Source organism: Aestuariibius sp. HNIBRBA575, assembly GCF_040932005.1.
In the GTDB taxonomy this organism is placed as follows: domain Bacteria; phylum Pseudomonadota; class Alphaproteobacteria; order Rhodobacterales; family Rhodobacteraceae; genus CANLNM01.
In genome coordinates, this window is sequence record NZ_CP162414.1 from 1,589,112 (window position 1) to 1,610,233 (window position 21,122).

The window sequence follows — 21,122 nt, forward strand, 5'->3', positions numbered from 1 at the left end:
GGTGGGTACTGGACGTCTAACACAACTGGCCCTATCACTTCGCTATACCAATTGAGCGGGGGATAGGGCTATGAGTATTGATCTGCTGGCTGTGTCAGAAATGAACAAAGAGCAGGCAGAGCAAGAGCTTCAACGCTTAAATGCCCTGATTTCCCAAGCAAATATAGACTATCATGAGCAAGATGCGCCGCAATTGTCGGATGCGGATTATGATGCGTTAAAGCGACGAAATCTGGAAATTGAAACGCGGTTTCCAGACTTAAAGCGCCCAGATTCCCCGTCAGACCAAGTTGGATCAGCCCCAAGAGAGGGGTTTGGAAAAGTTCAACACGCGGTGCGGATGCTTTCCCTTGGGAATGCTTTTGAGACAGAAGATGTATCTGATTTCGTTGCGCGCATCAGAAAATACCTAAATTTGTCCGCAACTGAGCCTTTGACCTTCACGGCTGAACCTAAAATTGACGGGCTATCCTTGTCATTGCGATATGAAAACGGTGTTTTGGTTCAAGCCGCCACACGTGGTGATGGGAGCGTTGGCGAAAACGTCACCCAAAATGCCAAAACGATTTCGGACGTTCCTCATGTCATTGAAAATGCTCCAAGTATTTTGGAAGTCCGCGGCGAAGTATATATGAGACGCACTGATTTTGAGGCTTTGAATAGGCGCCAGGCAGAGGCGGGGGAAAAAGAATTTGCCAACCCTCGAAATGCCGCAGCTGGGAGTTTGCGCCAGCTTGATAGTGAAATTACGAGATCGCGACCGCTCAGGTTTTTTGCCTATGCATGGGGCGCGCTGTCCGAAGCCCTGTCTGAAACGCAGTCTGGAGCCGTTGATCGGCTAAAGTCGTTTGGATTTTCAATAAATCCGCTGACCAAGATTTGCACCGGGTCATCGGAATTAATTGCGCATTATCAAACCATTGAAGAGCAACGCGCGACGCTGGAATACGACATTGATGGCGTTGTTTACAAAGTTGATGATCTTGATTTTCAACGACGATTGGGATTCCGGTCCACGACGCCCAGATGGGCCATCGCGCATAAATTTCCGGCTGAATTGGCCTGGACTCGGTTGGAAAAGATCGAAATTCAAGTGGGGCGTACCGGCGCATTATCCCCGGTTGCCCGTTTAGCGCCGGTCACAGTCGGCGGCGTTGTTGTGTCGAATGCAACCTTACACAACCAAGATTACATTCTTGGCCGTGATAGCAAAGGCGGTGAAATAAGGGATGGGAAAGACATTCGTGAAGGCGACTGGGTCCAAATATATCGCGCCGGCGACGTTATCCCGAAAATTGCAGATGTTGATCTGTCCAAACGACCTGACGATGCGGTTGCGTTTGTGTTTCCAAACATCTGCCCTGATTGCGGATCAAAAGCGGTTCGTGAGGATGGCGATGCCATTCACCGCTGCACAGGTGGCTTAATTTGTCCGGCGCAAGCGGTTGAAAAGTTGAAACATTTTGTCAGTCGCGGGGCCTTTGACATTGATGGACTAGGCGCCAAACAAGTTGAGCAGTTTTATCAGGACGGCTGGGTGAAAGAGCCGGCAGATATTTTTACGTTAAAGGACCGTTTTGGATCTGGTTTACAACAGCTGAAAAACCGCGAAGGCTGGGGCGATAAAAGCGCTGAAAACCTGTTTCAATCTATTGAAGACAAACGAAAAATTCCGCTTTCAAAGTTGATTTTCGCGTTGGGAATCCGACATCTAGGAGAAAGCGCATCCTCATTATTGGCCAATCATTATAGATCGTGGTCGAATTTTGAAAAAGCAATGTCCAAAGCCACTCCCAATTCGGGCGAAGCATGGGACGCATTGATTTCCATCGATGGCGTTGGCGAAGTTATGGCAAATTCCGCGATCACGTCCATGCAGCAAGAGGCGGAACGATCGTCTATTGATCGATTGGTTGCACAATTGGATGTTCAGGATGTTGTTCAGAACACAGCAAACGACAGCCCGGTCACAGGAAAAATTGTTGTTTTCACAGGAACGCTGGAAAAAATGACCCGCGCAGAAGCGAAAGTGCGCGCTGAGGCGTTGGGGGCAAAAGTGTCAGGATCGGTGAGCGCCAAAACGAACATATTGGTCGCGGGGCCGGGGGCCGGATCAAAAGCCAAAAAGGCCGAGGATTTAGGGGTTTTGACCCTTAGCGAAGAAGAATGGCTAGATCTGATTGGTGATCTATGAGCAATCGGCCAGATATCTTATGGCCGTTGTTTGGGGATTTGACAAAACTGTCAGGAATTGGCCCGAAATCAGCACAAGTGCTTGAAAAGGCTGGGATAGAAAAGCCAAAAGACCTGCTGTTTACGCTTCCTTATGCGGGGGTGGATCGCAAATTGCGCCCGTCTATCAACGCGGTTTCTGCGCCCGGAATGGCGACGGTTGAGGTGTTGATAGGGACGCATCAGGCCCCATCTGGTCGTGGCCGTCCGTATCGTGTTTTTGTTGAGGATGTGGAAACTGAATTTCAGTTGGTGTTTTTTCATGCGCGATCTGACTATCTAAGAAAAGAATTGCCGACAGGCCAAAAACGCGTGGTTTCTGGTAAAATTGAGCTCTTTGATGGGCTGGCTCAGATGGTGCATCCAGATCATATGGTGACCCGCGATGTTGTCGATACCATTCCTGAATTTGAACCGGTTTACCCATTGCATGGCGGATTGACCCAAAAGGCGATGTTCAAAGCGACACGGGATGCGGTAGATATGTCGCCCGATCTGGAGGAATGGATTGATCCGGGGTTATTTGCGCAGGAAAAATGGCCAAGTTGGAAATCCGCGGTTCAGGCCATTCACAGCCCGACATGTGATGCAGATTTAATGGCCGAAAGCCCGGCGCGCACGCGTTTGGCCTATGATGAATTGTTTGCCCATCAATTAACATTGGCGCTGGCCCGCGCGGTAGAGCGTCGCGGCAAAGGACGTACGAGTGTCGGCACATCAGCTTTGCAACGTAAGGTGCTGGAAAATCTACCATATAGCCCAACAGGGGCACAGGTGCGGGCGGTTGCCGAAATTGCAGAGGATATGGCAAAGCCAAAACGCATGAACCGGCTTTTGCAAGGGGATGTTGGATCTGGGAAAACATTGGTCGCGTTTCAGGCGCTGCTGATTGCGGTTGAGGCTGGCGGGCAGGGCGCTTTGATGGCCCCAACGGAAATTCTGGCGCGTCAACATTTGGAGGGGTTGCAACCGTTGGCCGAAGAGGCCGGAGTTGTGTTGGAATTACTGACCGGACGTGACAAAGGCGCCGAAAGGCGTGCCAAATTGGCCGCCCTAAAAGAGGGGCACATTCAGATTCTGGTTGGCACCCATGCGGTGTTCCAAAAGGATGTCAAATTCAATGATCTTCGGCTTGCCATTGTTGATGAACAACATCGGTTTGGCGTTGCGCAGCGCATGGAGCTGAGCGCGAAAGGTCAAGGGGCGGACATGTTGGTGATGACGGCCACCCCAATCCCAAGATCGCTATCGCTGGCGCAATATGGGGACATGGATGTGTCGGTGCTGGATGAAAAACCACCCGGACGAAAACCGGTCACAACGGCATTGGTCAGCACCGGTCGCATAGACGAAGTGGTGGACCATTTGCGCAAAGCCGTCCAAGAGGGCAAACAAGCCTATTGGGTTTGCCCTTTGGTCGAAGAAAGCGAAGTCAGTGATTTAATCGCATCAGAACAAAGGTTTAAACATCTGCGCGCGGCCCTGGGGGAAGGGGTTGTTGGTCTGGTTCACGGTCAAATGCCCCCTAATGAAAAAGACGCTGCAATGGCCCAGTTTATAGCGGGGGACACACAGGTTCTGGTCGCAACAACCGTGATTGAGGTCGGGGTAAACGTGCCAAATGCGTCAATCATGGTGATTGAACGGGCGGAGCATTTTGGGTTGGCGCAGCTACATCAATTGCGGGGACGGGTTGGGCGTGGCGCTGAAAAATCGACCTGTTTGCTGATGTATCAAGCGCCCCTCACAGAAGGCGGCAAACGTCGGTTGGAAATTTTGCGTGAAACCGAAGACGGATTTCGCATCTCTGAAGAAGACTTAGCGATGCGCGGGGCAGGGGATCTAATCGGCACCGCCCAAAGCGGGCTGCCACGGTTTCGGATCGCCGATATCGAACGCCAGACCGGGCTGATGGCATTGGCTCAATCTGATGCGCGCAAATTGCTGCATGACGATCCAAAATTAGAAAGCCCCAGGGGAATGGCCGCGCGTGTTCTACTTTGGTTAATGGAACAGGATAAATCTATTCGTTTAATATCAGTGGGTTAATGTGTTTTTGCGCATTTTGTTCTCAAATGTTCTCATTTAGTTCTTTACCGGGCGTTAACCTTGTGGAACAAAGGGGCAACAACAAAACAGTGAGTGCAGGAGCCCAACATGGCCAAGGAAATCAAATCGATTATTGCCCGTTCCCAGGACACGATCATTTCTGACGCTTTGGGGGTCTTGTCGCTGATTGTGATGTTGTTCGTAGGATTATCCCTGCCCGGATTATTCTAACCTGCCTGCAACCTGTGCCGACACACCGGCCGCTCCTGTCCCAACTTGGCGGCTTTTACGACTGACACTGCCTGTCTTATGTCCATACGGGGTATTGCCTCCCCCTTGGTAGGATCGGATCCCCACAGGATGCCTTTTTCTCCGCCGCCATCCCATCGGATGCGCGGCGGTTTTTTTATGCGATGACAGATATTTAAGTGGTTTTTAGCGCGCTCAAAGTTGCGTCAATTGCCAATAGGATCGATGCGTGGCGGTTTTTGTATTCGCGGGCAGGGATCAATACCTGATACCCATCAAACGGCGCATCTGGCACAGGTCCATCAGCGGTTAACATGGCAAAAAGCTGATCACGCAGCGTTTGAATATCATCCAAGGATTTGCCAATCACATGGCTGGCAAACACAGAGGCACTGGCCTGCCCAAGCGCGCAGGCTTTGACGTCTTGACGATAGTCCGAAATCAGCCCGTCTGTCATATTCAGATCGACAGAAACCGTTGATCCACATAGGGGTGCGCGTTTTTTGGCACTGTGTTGAGGCGCCTCTAGGTGACCTGTTAATGGCATATCCGTGGCCAATGCCAGAATTTGCCCGGAATAAAGTTTGATCAGGTCGGTTTCAGCGGTCACAGGGCTGTTCCTTTGTGTATGTCTGATCTAGATAGGTCGCGGCTTATCAGATGCAAAGGGGTTTCCTATGGGTTTTGATCCCACAACACTGAAATATGACGCTTCGGGCCTGATCCCGTGTATTTCGCAATCTGCGGACACAAACGAAGTGTTGATGATGGCGTGGATGAACGCGGATGCGGTCGCCAAAACATTGGAAACCAAGCGGGTCACCTATTGGTCACGATCCCGTCAGGCATTCTGGATCAAAGGCGAAACATCCGGCCATGTACAGGAATTGGTGGATTTGCGGATCGATTGTGACCGGGATTGTCTGTTGGCGATTGTGCGCCAAACCGGTGCGGCCTGTCATACCAATCGCCGCGTGTGTTTCTATACGTCTGTGATTGACGGCACCGAAGTTGAGCTGATGAAGCCGATGACCTAATCGTGCAGCCCGATCAGGGCGCGCAGGTCAGCCACGTTGTGACCTGCATTGCGATAGACACTCAAAGCCTCAGAATTGCTAATCTTTGCAAGTCGTTGACCGGATTCATCCCGAATGAGATCGTGATGGAAATAGGTTGGGGTGGGCCATCCCATAAGGGTTTGCAACACCACGTGCAGATAGGTGGCCCGCCATAAATCCATGCCACGTACCACATGAGTGACGGATTGCAGGGCGTCATCATGGGGGCTGGCCAGATGATAGGCGGGATCACCGGTTTCTTTACGACGCAGGATCGGATCGCCGATATTTTTCAGCACCTGTTCTGGATCGACGACGTGTTTACCGGGATGTATCGGCCCGATTTCCGTAAACGTCATAGGCGTTTTGATGCTGTCTAATGCTTTGCTTAGGTTCAGGCGCAACGCATCTGTCGGCGCGGCTTGGGACATTGGTTTTGTCCGACAGGTTCCAGGGTAAACCAGCCCATCCCAGCCGGTCGTTGCGCCCGCGTCTTTAATCTGGCGCCGGGTGCAATCACATGGGTAAAGCAAGCCACATTCAGTCAGCTGATCAAGGATCGCGGCGTAATCGTCATAATGTTGGGATTGTGTTCGCACCGACTTGGGCCATGTCAGACCCAGCCACGTCAGATCATCACAAATGGCGTCTTTGTGGTGGCTGCGGCAGCGGGTGCTGTCGGTATCCTCAATCCTCAGCAACACCTGACCATCCAGCCGCTGGGCCAGATCCCAGACCTGAAAGGCAGAAAAGGCATGGCCCAGATGCAGCGGCCCGGTGGGGGACGGTGCAAATCGGGTGATCATGCGAGCCAGTCCGCCCAGTCCAGTTTGGCGCGATCAGTGTAGGCTTTGTAGCGGTCTTTGCGCCCACGTCGGCCACCTTTTAGGCCCTCAACCGGGGGAAACAGGCCGAAATTCACATTCATCGGCTGGAACGTTTTTGCCTCAGCGCCACCGGTGATGTGTTTGATCAGCGCCCCCATGGCGGTGGTTTGCGGCACTTCAGATAGGGTGGTGCCCAGGATTTCGGCGGCGGCCATACGCCCCGCCAATAGGCCCATTGCCGCACTTTCCACATAACCTTCGACACCGGTGATTTGCCCGGCAAACCGGATATGCGGCTTGGATTTCAGGCGCATCTGATCATCCAGCAAAGTTGGCGAATTGATAAATGTGTTGCGGTGAATGCCGCCCAATCGGGCGAAATTCGCATCCTCTAATCCGGGAATCATTTTGAAAACAGAGGTTTGCGCGCCGTACTTCATCTTGGTCTGGAACCCGACGATATTGTAGAGCGTGCCCAATGCATTGTCGCGACGCAGTTGAACCACCGCATACGGTTTGTCATCAGGGGCGTGGGGATTGGTTAGGCCAACGGGCTTCATCGGGCCAAAGCGCAACGTTTCACGCCCACGATCTGCCATCACTTCGATGGGCAGACAGCCGTCAAAATATTTGGCCGTTTCACCCTCGTGGAATTCGGTTTTGTCCGACGTCAACAGGGCATCGATAAAGGCCTCATATTGGTCCTTGGTCATCGGGCAGTTCAGATAGGCTTTCTGCTCTTCTTCGGTGTCGCCTTTGTCATAACGTGACTGACGCCAGGCAACGTCCATGTTGATGCTATCAGCATAGACAATCGGCGCGATGGCATCAAAAAACGCCAACGCATCCGCACCGGTTTCTGCGGCAATCGCTTCGCCCAAGGTGCCAGATGTCAGCGGGCCAGTCGCGATGATCCAGTGGCCATCCGTCGGTAATTCGGCGATTTCTTCGTAAGATACGCTGATCAAAGGGTGATCCAGCAACGCCTCGGTCACGCTTTGAGCAAATGGATCGCGATCCACAGCCAAAGCCCCGCCTGCGGGCAGTTTGTGTTTGTCAGCCGTGGCCATGATCAATCCATCCGCGGCGCGCATTTCCCAATGCAGCAGACCCACGGCGTTTTGTTCATCATCATCAGACCGAAACGAATTGGAACACACCATTTCGGCCAGATTGCCGGTGCGATGCGCAAAGGTTTCGACCTTTGGCCGCATTTCGTGAATGACAACGGGCACGCCCGCATTTGCGGCTTGCCATGCTGCTTCGGATCCGGCCATGCCGCCGCCGATAATATGAAGTGTTTTGGTCATGACAGGCATGTAGCGCCGCAGGCCACAGAAGGGAAGAGCGCAACGAAAAACGCCGCCCCAAAAGGAGCGGCGTAAACGGCTTTAACGCGATGGCCGATTATTCAGCTGTTGGGGCTGCGTCATCAGTGGCGTCTGCCTCATCCTCTTCTTGTTCGGCGATCCAGGCGACGCTGACGACTTCTTCGCCTTTGCCGGTGTTGAACACCTTCACACCACCGGCGCTGCGGGACCGGAAGGAAATGCCTTCGATGGGGACGCGGATAGACTGCCCTTTGGATGTGGCCAGCATGATCTGATCGCCCATTTCTACGGGGAAGGATGCAACCAATGCGCCGCCGCGCATCGCTTTGTCCATGGCAGCAACGCCCAGACCGCCACGGCCACGGACCGGGTAATCATGGGATGAGCTTAGCTTGCCTGCGCCGCCGGATGTGATGGTCAGGATCAGGTTTTCTGCCGCGGACATTTCCGCGTACCGTTCCGGGCTGATTGCCCCCGCTGGGCCGTCTTCGTCTTCGTTTTCGGCGTCATCGGCCAGACCCGCCATAGCGCGGCGCATTTTCAGATAGGCGGCGCGTTCGTCGGATTCCGCGTCAAAGTGGCGGATTACGGACATCGACACCACTTCGTCGTCGCCATTCAGACGGATGCCGCGCACCCCAACCGAGCTGCGCGAATTAAACACCCGCACTTCGGTGGTGGGGAACCGGATGGCACGGCCGGAATTGGTGACCAGCATCACATCGTCCTCTTCGGAACAAATGCGCGCGTTGATCAGACGGGTATCGGCATTGTCATCCTCAAACTTCATGGCGATTTTGCCGTTTGATTTGACATTGGTAAAGTCAGACAACCGATTGCGCCGCACAGAACCGGCAGATGTGGCAAACACGATCTGCAGATCGTCCCATTCGTCCTCGGGGCGGTCAACGGGCATGATAGCGGCGATCGAAACACCGGGTGGAATCGGCAGAATGTTGACGATCGCCTTGCCTTTGGATGTGCGCGACCCCAGCGGCAAACGCCATGTTTTCAACTTGTAGGCCATGCCATCGGTCGTAAAGAACAACAGCTGTGTATGGGTATTGGCGACAAACAGGTTGGTGACGACGTCTTCTTCTTTGGTTTGCATCCCCGAAATGCCTTTGCCACCGCGACGTTGCGCGCGGAAATCGGCCAGGGCTGTCCGTTTGATATAGCCACCAGATGTGATCGTGACGACCATATCTTCGCGTTCGATCAGATCTTCGTCGTCCATATCACCGGACCAGTCAACGATCTGGGTGCGGCGATCAACGGCGAATTTCTCTTTCACTTCAATGAGTTCGTTGGTGATGATTTCCATGATCCGTTCGCGGGATCCAAGGATTTCAAGGTATTCTTTGATCTTACCTGCCAGCTGTTCCAGCTCATCCGTGACTTCTTTGACGCCCAATTGGGTCAGACGTTGCAGACGCAATTCCAAAATGGCGCGAGCCTGTGTTTCGGACAGATAATAGGTACCGTCTTCGTTCATTTTGTGGGTCGGATCATCGATCAGACGGATGAACGGCGCGATTTCTTCGGCGGGCCAACGACGATCCATCAATTTAGTGCGCGCTTCGGCGGCATCGGCAGAGGCGCGAATGGTGGCGACCACTTCGTCGACATTGGACACAGCCACAGCCAGACCACACAGAATGTGGGACCGTTCGCGGGCTTTGCGCAATTCAAACGCGGTGCGACGGGCGACCACTTCTTCGCGGAAATCAATGAATGACGTCAAAAACGCCCGCAATGTCAGGGTTTCCGGGCGGCCGTGGTTCAGCGCCAGCATGTTACAGCCGAAATAAGTCTGCATCGGAGTGAAACGGAACAATTGGTTCAACACCACATCCGGGGTTGCGTCACGTTTCAGTTCAACCACAACCCGCACGCCGTTGCGGTCGGATTCATCCTGAACATGGGCGATGCCTTCGATGCGTTTTTCACGCGCCGTTTCTGCGATCTTTTCGATCATCGACGCTTTGTTCACCTGATAGGGAATTTCGTCGATCACAATCGCCCAGCGATCTTTGCGGATTTCTTCGATATGGGTTTTGGACCGCACGATCACGGAACCGCGGCCTTCCAGATAGGCTTTGCGTGCGCCTGCGCGGCCCAGCATGATGCCACCTGTGGGGAAATCAGGCCCCGGCACATATTCGATCAGCTGTTCTGTGGACAGGTCCGGGTCAACGATCAGCGCCAGCGTCGCATCACAAACTTCGCCCAGATTGTGGGGCGGAATATTGGTCGCCATCCCCACCGCGATCCCGCCAGCGCCGTTGACCAGCATGTTGGGGAAACGCGACGGCAGAACCGATGGTTCGCGATCTTTGCCGTCGTAATTGTCTTGGAAATCAACGGTGTCTTTGTCGATATCTGCCAGAATAAAGGCGGCAGGTTTGTCCATGCGCACTTCGGTATAGCGCATCGCAGCCGGGTTATCCCCGTCCATCGAGCCAAAGTTGCCCTGACCGTCGAGCAAAGGCAGCGACATCGAAAAATCCTGTGCCATCCGCACCAGTGCATCATAGATCGCGCTGTCACCATGGGGGTGGTATTTACCCATCACGTCGCCAACCGGACGCGCCGATTTGCGATAGGATTTGTCGTGGCTGTTGCCGGTTTCGTGCATCGCATAAAGAATGCGTCGGTGCACAGGTTTCAACCCATCCCGAAGGTCCGGAATCGCCCGGCTGACGATCACCGACATGGCATAGTCCAGATAGGACGTTTTCATCTCGTCAGTGATATTGATGCTCGGCCCATCATAAGTCGACGGGGCGGGCTGATTTTCGTCTGTGTTTTCGGGGATTTGCGGCTCGTCGCTCACGTGGTTCGCCTGTTCTTGCTAGGACTATATGTTGTTAGGCAAACCTATATCAGACACGACGGGTTGGGTGCAATGGCTGGAGGTCAATCAATTGCCCGCCAGACGGCAATCGTCATGGGAATATGGCCCAAAGGGGCCATATCCGGGGGCTGTGACGCCCCATATGGGTTAGGCCCAGTCGGGTTGCCGTTTGTCCAAGAAGGCGTTGATGCCTTCGTCTGTGTCGCGCAACAGCATATTTTCAACCATGGCCTGTCCTGCCAAAGCATAGGCCTGTTCGGTGGGCAGCCCGGCCTGTTCATAAAACAGCGATTTGCCAATACGCACCGCAGATCCCAGTTTAGAGGCAACATTCTGGGCCAACTCCATCGTCAGATCCAGAAGCTGATCCGCAGGGGCGATACGATTGATCAGGCCAATACGCAGAGCTTCGTTTGTGGTGACGAATTTGCCGGTCGACAGCATTTCAAACGCCGCTTTGCGATGGATGTTGCGGGTCAGGGCCACCATTGGCGTTGAACAAAACAGGCCAATATTGACGCCGTTTACCCCAAAACGCGTGCCTTCGGCGGCCACAGCCATGTCACACGTCGCCACCAATTGGCACCCAGCCGCGGTCGCGATCCCATGCGGCATGGCAATCACGGGTTGCGGGATGGATTGGATGGTTTGCATCACTGTTGTGCAGCGATCAAACAGGTCTTTGAAATAGGCCGCGCCGCCATCGGGGTTGTCACGCCCGGCTTGCATTTCCTTTAGATCATGCCCTGCGCAGAACGCTTTGCCTTTGCCTGACAGGATCACAACCCGGATATCTGGATTGGCCCCAATATCGGTCAGCGTGGATTGCAACGCCGCCAACATGGCGTCTGACAAGGCGTTCAATCGTTTGGGCATGGCCATTTTGATATGCGTCACCGCGCCATCTGTCTGGATCTCTAACAATGACATCGCGTCCTCCCTTGCGTCTCATCGTATTTATGCCAGCCTATGCGCAAATCTGGGTAGGAGGAAGACATGAAGCCGGTGATGGACAAAGGGTCGCTGGAAAAGTTTCTGGCACAGGACTTTCCGCAAGTGTCAGGAGATTTTTCAATCGAAGATGTGGTCGACATGGGCTGTGTCGTGCGGCTGAAGGTGGCAGAGAAACATTTGCGCCCCGGCGGAACTGTGTCTGGCCCATCGATGTTTGCATTGGCGGATGTGTCGATCTATCTGGCGATTTTGGCGATGATCGGTCCCAAAGCCCTGACTGTGACCACAAATTGTGCCATTGATTTTATGCGCAAACCGGTCGCCGGGGCCGATTTGATTGCCCATGCCAAGCTGCACAAATTGGGGCGGGTTTTGGCTGTGGGGGATGTGTTGATCTATTCAGACGGACAGGATGCGCCGGTGGCGCGGGCCAGTTTGACCTATTCAATCCCACCCAAAGGCTGAAAAAAGGGCCGGGGAAATCCCCGGCCAGTAAGAGGTCCAATAATGGGAGTTACGGCCTCCAAAACGGTTTTTCACATTCCTCATGGGCGCTTATTTGATTTAGCCCAACATCCTTAAGCAGATGTGGCGGCAATCGGTAAAGCGCGGCCCGCGAACGTCGGCGATCCGACCAGCGTGCAAAAAGATCGGCCAATTTGACCGCGACATTGGCCGAAACGGGCAGGGTGGTGCGGCGGGCGAGCCGTTCCAAAGCCATGGTCGGGCTGAATGTGCGGGTCAACATGGGTCTTCTCCTTTAATGTATCGCTCTGATTGCGATTGTATTGGTACAATTTGCGTTATTCACACACAATGTGTACCAGTGAAGCACCAGAATTTCGAGGGAAACATTGTTATGGGTACAAATTGGCATCCGGACTTCCAAAAGGAAAAAGGCGCAAAGTACAATGTATTGGTACAATCCATTCGCGGAGCGATTCGTTCTCGGGACCTGAAACAGGGGGAAAAGCTGCCACCAGTGCGGGAAATGGCGTGGTCATTGGGGGTCACACCGGGCACGGTTGCGCGGGCCTACAAAATGGCCACCGAAGAAGGGTTGCTGGAAACCACTATCGGACGCGGGACGTTTGTGTCGGGCACACCGGTCCAGGTGATGGACAGCGAGCCGCCCCTTAGCCCGCCCTCTATTAACGACGGATATGGGTTTCGCAGTTGCAAAGTCCCCAATTTGGGGCAGGACCGGGCGATCCGGGCCGCGATGATGACAATCAGCCAACGCGAACAGTCAAACTTTGTGGATTGCCCAGATGAATTTTCGGATCTGCATGTGCGCGAAGCCTTGGTCAATTGGGTGGATCATGGACGGCATGGGCGTGTGTCATCGGATGATTTTGTGCTGACATTGGGCGCGCAAAACGCCACGTTGATCGCGCTAAAGTCGATCCTGACGGGTCCATCCCCCGTGATCCTGACCGAAGAGCTGGCCTATCCCGGTGTGCGACTGGCTGCGCGGATGCTGCGGGCACAATTGGTTGGTGTGAAAATGGACGAAGAAGGCATCCGTCCCGACAATTTAGAGGAAATGCTGCGCCGTCATGGCGGGCAGGCGCTGATCACCGCCGCCGAGGTGCATTCGCCCACGACAATCCAAACCAGCCCCAAACGCCGTCAGGAAATAACGGAAATCGCCCGGGCCTATAACCTGCAAATCATAGAAGACGATTGCCATTGTATCGCACGTCCCAATCGCGTGTCTTATCGGGCCTTGGCGCCGGAACGGGCCTGGTTTGCCTCATCCCTCACCAAAAGCTTTTCTGCGGCGTTGCGGTTTGGATACCTGATCTGTCCATCCCAAAATGCCCGCGCAGCGCGGCTGGTGGCGCAATCTTCTTTTTATGGTTTGCCCTCGCCGATGGTGGATTTGTGGGCGGAATTGCTCAACAACGGGGATATCGAAAAATACCGACAGATGATCGAGGATTCGATCGAAGCGCGTGTTCAAATGGCCGTAAACATTCTGGGGCAGTGGGAATTGCGCTGGCGTCCAGATGTGCCGTTTATCTGGCTTAAAATGCCGCGTGGCTGGCGGGGGTCTAGTTTTGCCGTGGCCTGCGAAGGGATTGGCATCCGGATCAAACCCGCCGATGAATTTGCATTGCCGGATGGGGCCGCGCCTCATGCGGTGCGGGTTGCGTTAAATGAATGCCTATCTGCGAAAGAACGCGAAGAGGCATTGCTGAAAATGCGCACATTGCTAGAGAATCCGCCAATTTATGAGGGGTTGTGATGGGGTATTATTGTACCTAATTTGTAAGATACTGAAATTACTGCATATTATTGCGTTTACAGCCATTGACCGCGCGTTTCAGGTGCTTATAACCCGCTCATCCGAATGAACGGCGGGTAATACCGCCCCAGATAATCTGGTGAAACACATGAAAACCTTTTCTGCGACCCCTGCAGATATCGACAAGAAATGGATCCTGATCGACGCCGAAGGCGTTGTTCTGGGGCGTCTTGCGTCGATTATTGCCATGCGTCTGCGTGGCAAGCACAAAGCGTCCTTCACTCCACACATGGATATGGGCGACAACGTGATTGTTATCAACGCTGAGAAAATTCAGCTGACAGGTAACAAGCGCATGAACAAAAACTACTGGCACACTGGCTATCCGGGTGGGATCAAATCCCGCACAACCGGCCAGATCCTAGAAGGCGAGCACCCAGAGCGCGTTGTCATGCAAGCCGTAAAACGCATGCTGCCCGGCAACCGTCTGTCCCGCGTTCAGATGACACATCTGCGCGTATTTGCGGGTGCCGAGCACGGCATGGAAGCACAGAAGCCTGAAGTTCTGGATGTTGCATCCATGAACAAAAAGAACACGAGGACCTCGTAATCATGGCTGATCAGATCAACTCTCTGGAAGAGCTGGGCAATGTTGCTGAAGGCATCGAAGCCGTCGTAGAAATCGCAGCGCCACGTGAACCCGTGCGCGACGCACTGGGTCGTTCATATGCGACTGGGAAACGGAAAGACGCGGTTGCCCGTGTTTGGATCAAACCCGGTTCCGGCAAAGTCACCGTAAACGGCAAAGACATGGACGTGTATTTTGCACGCCCGGTTTTGCAAATGATCCTGCGTCAGGCCTTTTCTGTTGCTGGCGTCGAAGGTCAGTTCGACGTGATGGCCACCGTCAAAGGCGGCGGTCTGTCCGGTCAAGCGGGTGCTGTTAAGCACGGGATTTCCAAAGCTCTGCAGCTTTATGATCCCGCTCTGCGCGCCCCACTGAAAGCCGCTGGCTTCTTGACACGCGACAGCCGTGTTGTTGAACGTAAGAAATACGGTAAGCGCAAAGCGCGTCGTTCTTTCCAGTTCTCCAAGCGTTAAGTTTGGGAAATATATACGAAAAGGCGGTCCATTGGACCGCCTTTTTGCGTTTAAGATCTGGCAGGAACGTCATTCGAATAACGTTTACGCATCGATAAATAGAACGTGCGTTTAGTCGTCCTGCGCCACCAGGCCGAGGCCGCGCAAATAAACGCCAATACCCGTTTCCAGCAGGTCTTCTGGTGTGAACGGGCTCTTGGATCCGGGATTGCTGCGCGCAAAGAGTTCAACCACGCCGTGGCTCATGGCCCAGATATGGGCGGAAAACATCTGTGGAGGCGGGCGTTTTTCTGGTGGAATATGTTCTGATAACTCTTCTGCGGCTTTTTCCAGAACCCCCATCGCGCGTTTAGAAACGGCGTGTAATTCGGGGGTGCGTTGCATTGAAATTCCGCTTTCGAACATCGCGACGTAATGCCCGGGAAACCGACGGGCAAAGGCCAGATAGGCGCGCCCGGTCGCCTCAAAAGAAGCAAGCGCCGAAGGCTGGCCCTTTTCGTAGGCATGTTCCATCAGATCGGCAAAAATTTCATAGCCCAATTTTGCGGCTTCTGCGATCAGGTCTTCGCGGCCTTCAAAATGGCGATAAACAGCGGCAGGGGTCACGCCGGCCTGTTTGGCCGCCTCGGACAATGTGAAACCCGTTGGTCCCTTTTCCTCAATCAACTTGAGGCAGGATTGTACCAACGCTTCGCGCAGATTGCCGTGATGATAACCGCGTTTAGCCACGTCAGGTCCACATCTCTGGTCCGCCAGCAATCAGCGGATCGATGTTGCCCAACGCATTGGCATCTTTGTGTGTGTAATCAAGGCTGTGCAGGACAGAGCGGATCGCCGCAACGCGGGCGCGGTGTTTATCGTCGCTGCGGATGATGGTCCATGGGGCGACCTGCGAATGTGTCCGGGTCAGAGTTTCAGAAATGGCATCGCTATAGGCGTCCCATTTTTTCAATCCTTCGACATCAATCCACGAAAGTTTCCATTGTTTCAAAGGGTTGCTTTCGCGATCTAGGAAGCGCTGCAATTGGGCAGCGCGATCAACGTTCAGCCAGATTTTGCAGATATGGATGCCTTCGTCGACCAACATCTGTTCAAATGGCACAACTTGGGTAAACCAATGGTCGCGTTGTTCAGGGGTACAAAACCCAAAAACATGTTCGACAACACCGCGATTGTACCAAGATCGGTCGAAAAATGTGATTTCACCACCCGCCGGAAGGTGCTGAATGTAGCGCTGAAAATACCACTGGGACGCTTCGGTTTCGGTGGGTTTGGACAGCGCCACAACCCGGGCGCCACGGGGGTTCAGGTTTTCCCGGAACCGCTTGATTGTGCCGCCTTTGCCGGCCGCGTCACGGCCTTCAAACACGATTGCGACCCGTGCATTTGTGGCTTTCACCCAAGCCTGACATTTGACCAGTTCGATCTGCAACGCGGCCAATGCAGCTTCGTATTTTTCGCGTTTCCAGCGTTTATCATATGGAAAATCGGTCGACAGAATTTCGCCTTTTTGGGCATTTTTGATCTCTTCCCGGATCGCAGTGGGGGCGTCCTTTTGAAAGAAAGCAGAAATTTCACCGTCGAATGGAAGCTCCATGAGCCGCTCCTTATTTTCCAACAATATGCGGACTTTAGGCCGTTAGCGCAATCCCATGTTAGTCGCCGTAACTTTGCAGTGACCCAATGTCAGGATTTCACACGATCATTCCTATGTTGTGCTTTGGCATGTGGTCGATTTCGCAATAGATTTCAAGTCTGGCATCTATCGCCAGTCAGGGGCTGGGCTTAAAATGACGCGACGTGAGGCTCTGATCAGAGCCTCAAATCTGTGGCCTCGATACCGATTTTGGCCATATCATATGGGGTGGTCTGATAGATTTCGCTGATCCAATTGCCATAAAGCAGATGGGCGTGACTGCGCCATCGGTTTTGCGGCGGCTGCGACGGGTCATCATTGGGGTAATAATTGATCGGCACGTTGATGGTGGTGCCCGCAGCGACATCGCGATCATATTCCTGCTTTAGGGTGCCGGAATCATATTCGAAATGGTTAAAGATATAGAGCGCGCGATGCGCGGGATCCTGAACCAGGGCAGGACCCACCTCTGGGGAATCCAGCAGCACATTTAACCCAGAACTTGCTTCGATTTCTGGTTTCAGCATCTCTGTCCAACGGCTAACCGGGATCACGCAATCATCTGAAAAACCACGTAAATACGGGCTTTCGGGCAATAGGTTCTGATGACGGAAACATCCAAACGCCTTGGCATCCAGAATGTGTTTTTGCACATCGTGGAAATAGTTGATCATGGCCATGCCACCCCAGCAGACGCCAAAGGTTGAATGCACGTTTGTTTGCGTCCATTCAAAAACCTCACACAGTTCAGACCAATAGGTCACATCCTCAAACGGCATGTGTTCGATTGGAGCGCCTGTGATGATCAGCCCGTCAAATTTTTGATCCTTAACGTCTTCAAAGGGTTGATAAAATTCCGCCATATGTTCTGCGGCGGTGTTTTTTGTGCGGTGTTCGCTCATCCGGATTAAGGTCAGTTCAATTTGCAACGGCGTTGCGCCGATCAAACGGGCGAACTGATTTTCGGTCTGGATTTTCTTGGGCATCAGGTTGAGCAACGCGATGCGCAAAGGTCGGATGTCCTGATGCTCGGCCGCGCTTTCGCCCATGACCATGACGCCTTCTTTGGAAAGCACATCATAAGCAGGCAGCGAGCGGGGCAGTTTTATTGGCATTGGGATGTCCCTTGGGTCAAAAGGTCAAAGATCGGAGTGGGTTACCTAGTCTTGTGGCGACTGCATCTCAAGTGTTTGGGCGATCAAGTTTTCGAAATCCTCTGCGGATTTCACGCCAGACACGTCATTTGCGCAAAGTGTAATGCCCCATTTGGACATTTTTTCATAAAGGGGCTGGCGATGGGCAAGCGCACGCGCATAGGTCCAGCGGATAAAGGCATCTGGATCAACATCGCCTTCTTGTGCGTTGTTTTCGTTTAAATATTCCGACCACGATTTGGCCAAAAATTCCGGTTGATAGGCCATGGGTTTGGGCGCTTTGTCAAAACGGCGCACCAATTCATCCGTGTGGGCATCTGACCCTTTGAGCCAGATCATCAAACAGTTCTGAGACAGGGCCGTCAGAATTTCATCATTCGGATCATCGGGATCAACCCATTCGCAAATCGATCCGCCCGTGTCACAGATAAAATGGGGATAGCCATATAAGGATTGGCCGCGTTCAATGAAATGCCCCGTATCCAGCAGCGCGTTTTCTTCGGCATGTTGGAATTGGTTCTGACGTTTCAGATATTGGGCCATGGGCAATCCACCCCGATCAGGATCGCCGGGTTTGCCAAGATAAGAAGAGACGGGGGTCAGGTTATCAAACGTGATGTTGGACCCGATATAAATGGAATCCGACATCAGCAATTCACGCAGGAAGGGGACCTTCATCGCCTCTTTTTTGGCGTTGTCCGCGATCAATTCACCCATATAGCGCGTGCCGATGCGGTAATCGATCGAATAGTGAAACCAGTCGCCGCGCGCACGTAACAGATTGGAAAGATAAGTCTTTCCCAGGCCTGACATGCCAAAGAAAAGAACGCGTTTATGTGGGCTGGATCGCCATTCCTGAGCGGTATTGTAAATCATGCAACGTGGGTAGCGTCGCGCGGCGATGCTTGCCAGCAGATTTTCGGGATTTGCAGTTATTTTGTTAAAAATGCGGCCTCAAAACCCAAAAAGCCCCGTCACATTGACAGGGCTTTGAGGTTGTATTGGATTGGATCAGAACGATGTGGTGAACTGTACCCCAAAGGCGCGCGCGGTGTTGTCGCGGAATTCTGCACCAGTGATACCATCCACAACAGGATGTTCTGTGTCGCCATCACCCAGCCAGATGTGGCGCATGCCGGCGGTCACTTTGTATCCGTCACCCGTATATGTCGCGCCGATTCCAATGGCTTTTGAACCATCTGTCGGGCCAAGGTTCCCAACGAATTCACCATCGCCTGCTTCGTAGGCATAGGTGATTGCACCCGACCAAGTGTCGTTAAACCGGCGACCTATACCGACATTATAGGACACGACATCGTTGTCATAATCCTGCAAAGCTTCGCCATTGGCGGTGACATAACCAATCGGTTCAAAGGAAAACTGGGTCCATTTGGCGTATCGGATAGACCCAAACAGCAATGTGTCGGCGGCAATACCGGTCTGGAAATCCAGATTGATGGATTCAGGCGTGTCAAATTCGGTGGTTGAATCTGCAAATCCAAGGGATGCGCCAGTTGCGGCGAGCAGGGTGGATTCACGCACATCCATTTCGTGGCCAACCTTGGAATTGTAGGTCAACGCAACACGCAATGCGATGTCTGGTTTTTCGTAAGCGGCCCCAATCAGATAGCCCGTTCCGCTGGAACCGTCGCCATCCACATTATAAAGCGTCGTCGCTGAGCTGGGCAGGGTTACGTTGGCGTCAACTGTTTGATATCGCAGACCGCCATGAACCGAAAATCCGTTGCCCATTTCATAGCGCGCGACGGCGGTGAAGGCGGTTGAATTTACCTCTGCGGCACCACCGGTTGCGTAGTATCCCCCCGACGCATCCGCATAATCCACATTGGCGCCAAATGGCTGATCCATGATGATCGCCAGTGACAAATTGTCATTCAGTTCGTGTTTATAGGCCAGTGACAGCTGCGTATAACTGTCAGCCATATCACCAGACGCACCAGTTAAACCGGGCCCTGTGGCAACGCCAGATACCGTTGGATTGATGCTGCCCAATGACAATTGAAACGTGTTTCCGTCTTCAAAAATGATACCGACGCCTTGGCCAGAGCGGTCAAGTCCGCCGGCATGCGCCAGTGTTGTTGTCATCATTAATACGGCTGTTGCTTTTATGACCTTGTCCATTACGGCTCCCTGCAAGGTTATGTCCCATTGGCGAAATCTTGCCTGACGATAATGTTATCGGTCAATTCTTTACGCAACGTAAGCGAGTGGCAAGCACCGTAACGTCACAAAATTGCAATGTACTATACTGTTTGGTTCATTTGTTGCGCGAAAGATTGAAGTAATTAGCGCCAAAAATAACCAAGCCACCGATAAACACCCAGATATCAATGGCTTCTTGATATAGCAACATGCCAACGATGGCGATCAGTGGCAATCGGGCAAAGTCAATCGGGGTGACGATACTGGCCGGGGCCAAGCTAAGTGCGTTTGTAAGGCAGAGATGCGCCGTGATCCCGGTGACGGCGATCAATACAACCCAAGGGGTGGCAGACAGCGATGGCATAATGATCGTTCCATCATAACCAGCGGTGATCAGCCCAAACCCAACTTGAAACACCGTCAGGTAAAACAAAATCCGAATGATCGGTTCCGTACGGGTCAGGCGGCGTGTGGTCAGAGCTGTAATCCCAAAGGCAATCGCGCATAACGCGGCGGGCAACAATCCGGGGGACAGATTGGTGACATCCGGGCGCGCAACGATCAGTATGCCGACAAAGCCAAGCGCAGCTGAAATCAGTCCGGTTTGGGTGATTTTTTCACGCAAGATGATCGGCGCGAGCAAAATCGCCCAGATGGGGGTGGTGAATTCAAGAGCAAATACTTGGGCCAGTGGGGCCACGGCAACCGCATAAAGCCACAGGTTTTGCCCGGTGAAATGCGCCAGATTACGGGTAAAGTGCAGGCCGGGATGGTGCAGGGCCAGCCGGTGGATTTGCCCGGTAAGTGCCGCAAAAGACACCACAATCAGAAACCCGATCATCGACCGGAACAACATGATTTCAAATGTATCCAGTTCCGCGCTGACATTGCGCCCGGCGATGGCCATCGCTGAAAAAGACAGGATCGAGCCGATCATCCAAAAGGCAGCCCGTGCCGTTGGGGTCATTTAGTCCAGCCCGGTGATCGTGTAGTCGCGTTCAATTCCCGCGCTGATCCGCCCCCAATCAGAGGCTTTGACCCGCGTCTGATGCGCGGCAAAACTGTCCGCATCTGTAAATTCCTCGGCGACGTCAAAACGGCCGGGAATATCTGGGTTTTCGTCCACATTAAACGAAATACAGCCCGGTTCCTGTCGGGTTAGGCGAATATGATCAACCAGCGCCGCACGGATGTCATTCAGGCGGTCCTGAGGAACCAAAATATAACCATTAAGATGAACAGACATAATCGCCCTCAAAC

Annotated in this window: 21 protein-coding genes; 8 read left to right on the plus strand and 13 right to left on the minus strand. The window is 53.2% G+C overall.

Going from position 1 to position 21,122, the window contains the following annotated elements:
- The first annotated feature begins 70 nt into the window (after window positions 1–70).
- From ligA to AB1F12_RS08055, 3 genes are all read left to right on the plus strand, one after another.
- Entirely contained in the window at window positions 71–2,194 is a 2,124-nt protein-coding gene (gene ligA / locus AB1F12_RS08045) for an NAD-dependent DNA ligase LigA (RefSeq protein ID WP_368188033.1), read from the plus strand.
- Entirely contained in the window at window positions 2,191–4,281 is a 2,091-nt protein-coding gene (gene recG / locus AB1F12_RS08050) for an ATP-dependent DNA helicase RecG (protein WP_368188035.1), read from the plus strand. The genes ligA and recG overlap by 4 nt, the downstream gene beginning before the upstream one ends.
- 108 nt (window positions 4,282–4,389) lie before the next feature.
- Complete coding sequence (locus AB1F12_RS08055; RefSeq protein WP_368188037.1) at window positions 4,390–4,512, plus strand: hypothetical protein; 123 nt, start codon at window positions 4,390–4,392, stop codon at window positions 4,510–4,512.
- Between the two features lie 193 nt (window positions 4,513–4,705).
- On the opposite strand, the gene AB1F12_RS08060 is transcribed toward AB1F12_RS08055, so the two are convergent.
- Entirely contained in the window at window positions 4,706–5,140 is a 435-nt protein-coding gene (locus AB1F12_RS08060; protein WP_368188038.1) for an iron-sulfur cluster assembly scaffold protein, read from the minus strand.
- 67 nt (window positions 5,141–5,207) lie between these two features.
- Here AB1F12_RS08060 and hisI point away from each other — a divergent pair, with 67 nt between their 5' ends.
- Window positions 5,208–5,567: a phosphoribosyl-AMP cyclohydrolase gene (hisI, locus tag AB1F12_RS08065; protein ID WP_368188041.1), complete on the plus strand. Its 360-nt coding sequence runs from the start codon at window positions 5,208–5,210 to the stop codon at window positions 5,565–5,567.
- Here the strand turns inward: hisI and gluQRS are convergent.
- From gluQRS to AB1F12_RS08085, 4 genes are all read right to left on the minus strand, one after another.
- Window positions 5,564–6,394, minus strand: a complete 831-nt coding sequence (gene gluQRS / locus AB1F12_RS08070; protein WP_368188043.1) for a tRNA glutamyl-Q(34) synthetase GluQRS — start codon at window positions 6,392–6,394, stop codon at window positions 5,564–5,566. The genes hisI and gluQRS overlap by 4 nt on opposite strands.
- Entirely contained in the window at window positions 6,391–7,725 is a 1,335-nt protein-coding gene (trmFO, locus tag AB1F12_RS08075; protein ID WP_368188046.1) for a methylenetetrahydrofolate--tRNA-(uracil(54)-C(5))-methyltransferase (FADH(2)-oxidizing) TrmFO, read from the minus strand. Before trmFO ends, gluQRS begins: the two co-directional genes overlap by 4 nt.
- A gap of 97 nt (window positions 7,726–7,822) precedes the next feature.
- Window positions 7,823–10,582 (minus strand): DNA gyrase subunit A, encoded by a 2,760-nt coding sequence (gene gyrA, locus AB1F12_RS08080; protein WP_368188049.1) that lies wholly within the window; start codon window positions 10,580–10,582, stop codon window positions 7,823–7,825.
- Between the two features lie 168 nt (window positions 10,583–10,750).
- A complete protein-coding gene (locus tag AB1F12_RS08085; RefSeq protein ID WP_368188050.1) occupies window positions 10,751–11,533 on the minus strand; it encodes an enoyl-CoA hydratase in 783 nt (260 codons plus the stop codon).
- A 66-nt stretch (window positions 11,534–11,599) separates the two neighbouring features.
- Between AB1F12_RS08085 and AB1F12_RS08090 the strand changes: the two genes are divergently transcribed.
- Window positions 11,600–12,022 (plus strand): PaaI family thioesterase, encoded by a 423-nt coding sequence (locus AB1F12_RS08090; RefSeq protein WP_368188053.1) that lies wholly within the window; start codon window positions 11,600–11,602, stop codon window positions 12,020–12,022.
- Between the two features lie 49 nt (window positions 12,023–12,071).
- On the opposite strand, the gene AB1F12_RS08095 is transcribed toward AB1F12_RS08090, so the two are convergent.
- Complete coding sequence (locus AB1F12_RS08095; protein WP_368188055.1) at window positions 12,072–12,305, minus strand: DUF1127 domain-containing protein; 234 nt, start codon at window positions 12,303–12,305, stop codon at window positions 12,072–12,074.
- Between the two features lie 111 nt (window positions 12,306–12,416).
- Here AB1F12_RS08095 and AB1F12_RS08100 point away from each other — a divergent pair, with 111 nt between their 5' ends.
- The 3 genes from AB1F12_RS08100 to rpsI all read left to right on the plus strand — a co-directional run bounded on the left by AB1F12_RS08100 (window position 12,417) and on the right by rpsI (window position 14,909).
- Window positions 12,417–13,808, plus strand: coding sequence for a PLP-dependent aminotransferase family protein (locus AB1F12_RS08100; RefSeq protein ID WP_368188058.1), 1,392 nt, complete (start codon window positions 12,417–12,419; stop codon window positions 13,806–13,808).
- Window positions 13,809–13,956: 148 nt separating this feature from the next.
- Entirely contained in the window at window positions 13,957–14,418 is a 462-nt protein-coding gene (rplM, locus tag AB1F12_RS08105; protein WP_368188061.1) for a 50S ribosomal protein L13, read from the plus strand.
- 2 nt (window positions 14,419–14,420) lie between these two features.
- The gene (gene rpsI, locus AB1F12_RS08110) at window positions 14,421–14,909 is read left to right on the plus strand and encodes a 30S ribosomal protein S9 (protein WP_368188064.1); all 489 of its coding nucleotides are present in this window, start codon (window positions 14,421–14,423) and stop codon (window positions 14,907–14,909) included.
- A 111-nt stretch (window positions 14,910–15,020) separates the two neighbouring features.
- On the opposite strand, the gene AB1F12_RS08115 is transcribed toward rpsI, so the two are convergent.
- The 7 genes from AB1F12_RS08115 to AB1F12_RS08145 all read right to left on the minus strand — a co-directional run bounded on the left by AB1F12_RS08115 (window position 15,021) and on the right by AB1F12_RS08145 (window position 21,108).
- Window positions 15,021–15,638: a TetR/AcrR family transcriptional regulator gene (locus AB1F12_RS08115; protein WP_368188067.1), complete on the minus strand. Its 618-nt coding sequence runs from the start codon at window positions 15,636–15,638 to the stop codon at window positions 15,021–15,023.
- A gap of 1 nt (window position 15,639) precedes the next feature.
- A complete protein-coding gene (gene ppk2, locus AB1F12_RS08120) occupies window positions 15,640–16,506 on the minus strand; it encodes a polyphosphate kinase 2 (protein ID WP_368188069.1) in 867 nt (288 codons plus the stop codon).
- A 215-nt stretch (window positions 16,507–16,721) separates the two neighbouring features.
- Entirely contained in the window at window positions 16,722–17,660 is a 939-nt protein-coding gene (gene metA / locus AB1F12_RS08125) for a homoserine O-succinyltransferase (RefSeq protein WP_368188072.1), read from the minus strand.
- Window positions 17,661–17,705: 45 nt separating this feature from the next.
- A complete protein-coding gene (locus tag AB1F12_RS08130; protein WP_368188074.1) occupies window positions 17,706–18,575 on the minus strand; it encodes an ATPase in 870 nt (289 codons plus the stop codon).
- A gap of 135 nt (window positions 18,576–18,710) precedes the next feature.
- On the minus strand, window positions 18,711–19,841 hold the full coding sequence (locus tag AB1F12_RS08135) for an OmpP1/FadL family transporter (protein WP_368188077.1): 1,131 nt from the start codon (window positions 19,839–19,841) through the stop codon (window positions 18,711–18,713).
- A gap of 136 nt (window positions 19,842–19,977) precedes the next feature.
- Window positions 19,978–20,829: a DMT family transporter gene (locus AB1F12_RS08140; RefSeq protein WP_368188079.1), complete on the minus strand. Its 852-nt coding sequence runs from the start codon at window positions 20,827–20,829 to the stop codon at window positions 19,978–19,980.
- On the minus strand, window positions 20,830–21,108 hold the full coding sequence (locus AB1F12_RS08145; protein ID WP_368188080.1) for a putative quinol monooxygenase: 279 nt from the start codon (window positions 21,106–21,108) through the stop codon (window positions 20,830–20,832). It abuts the gene before it with no gap.
- Window positions 21,109–21,122: the final 14 nt, after the last annotated feature.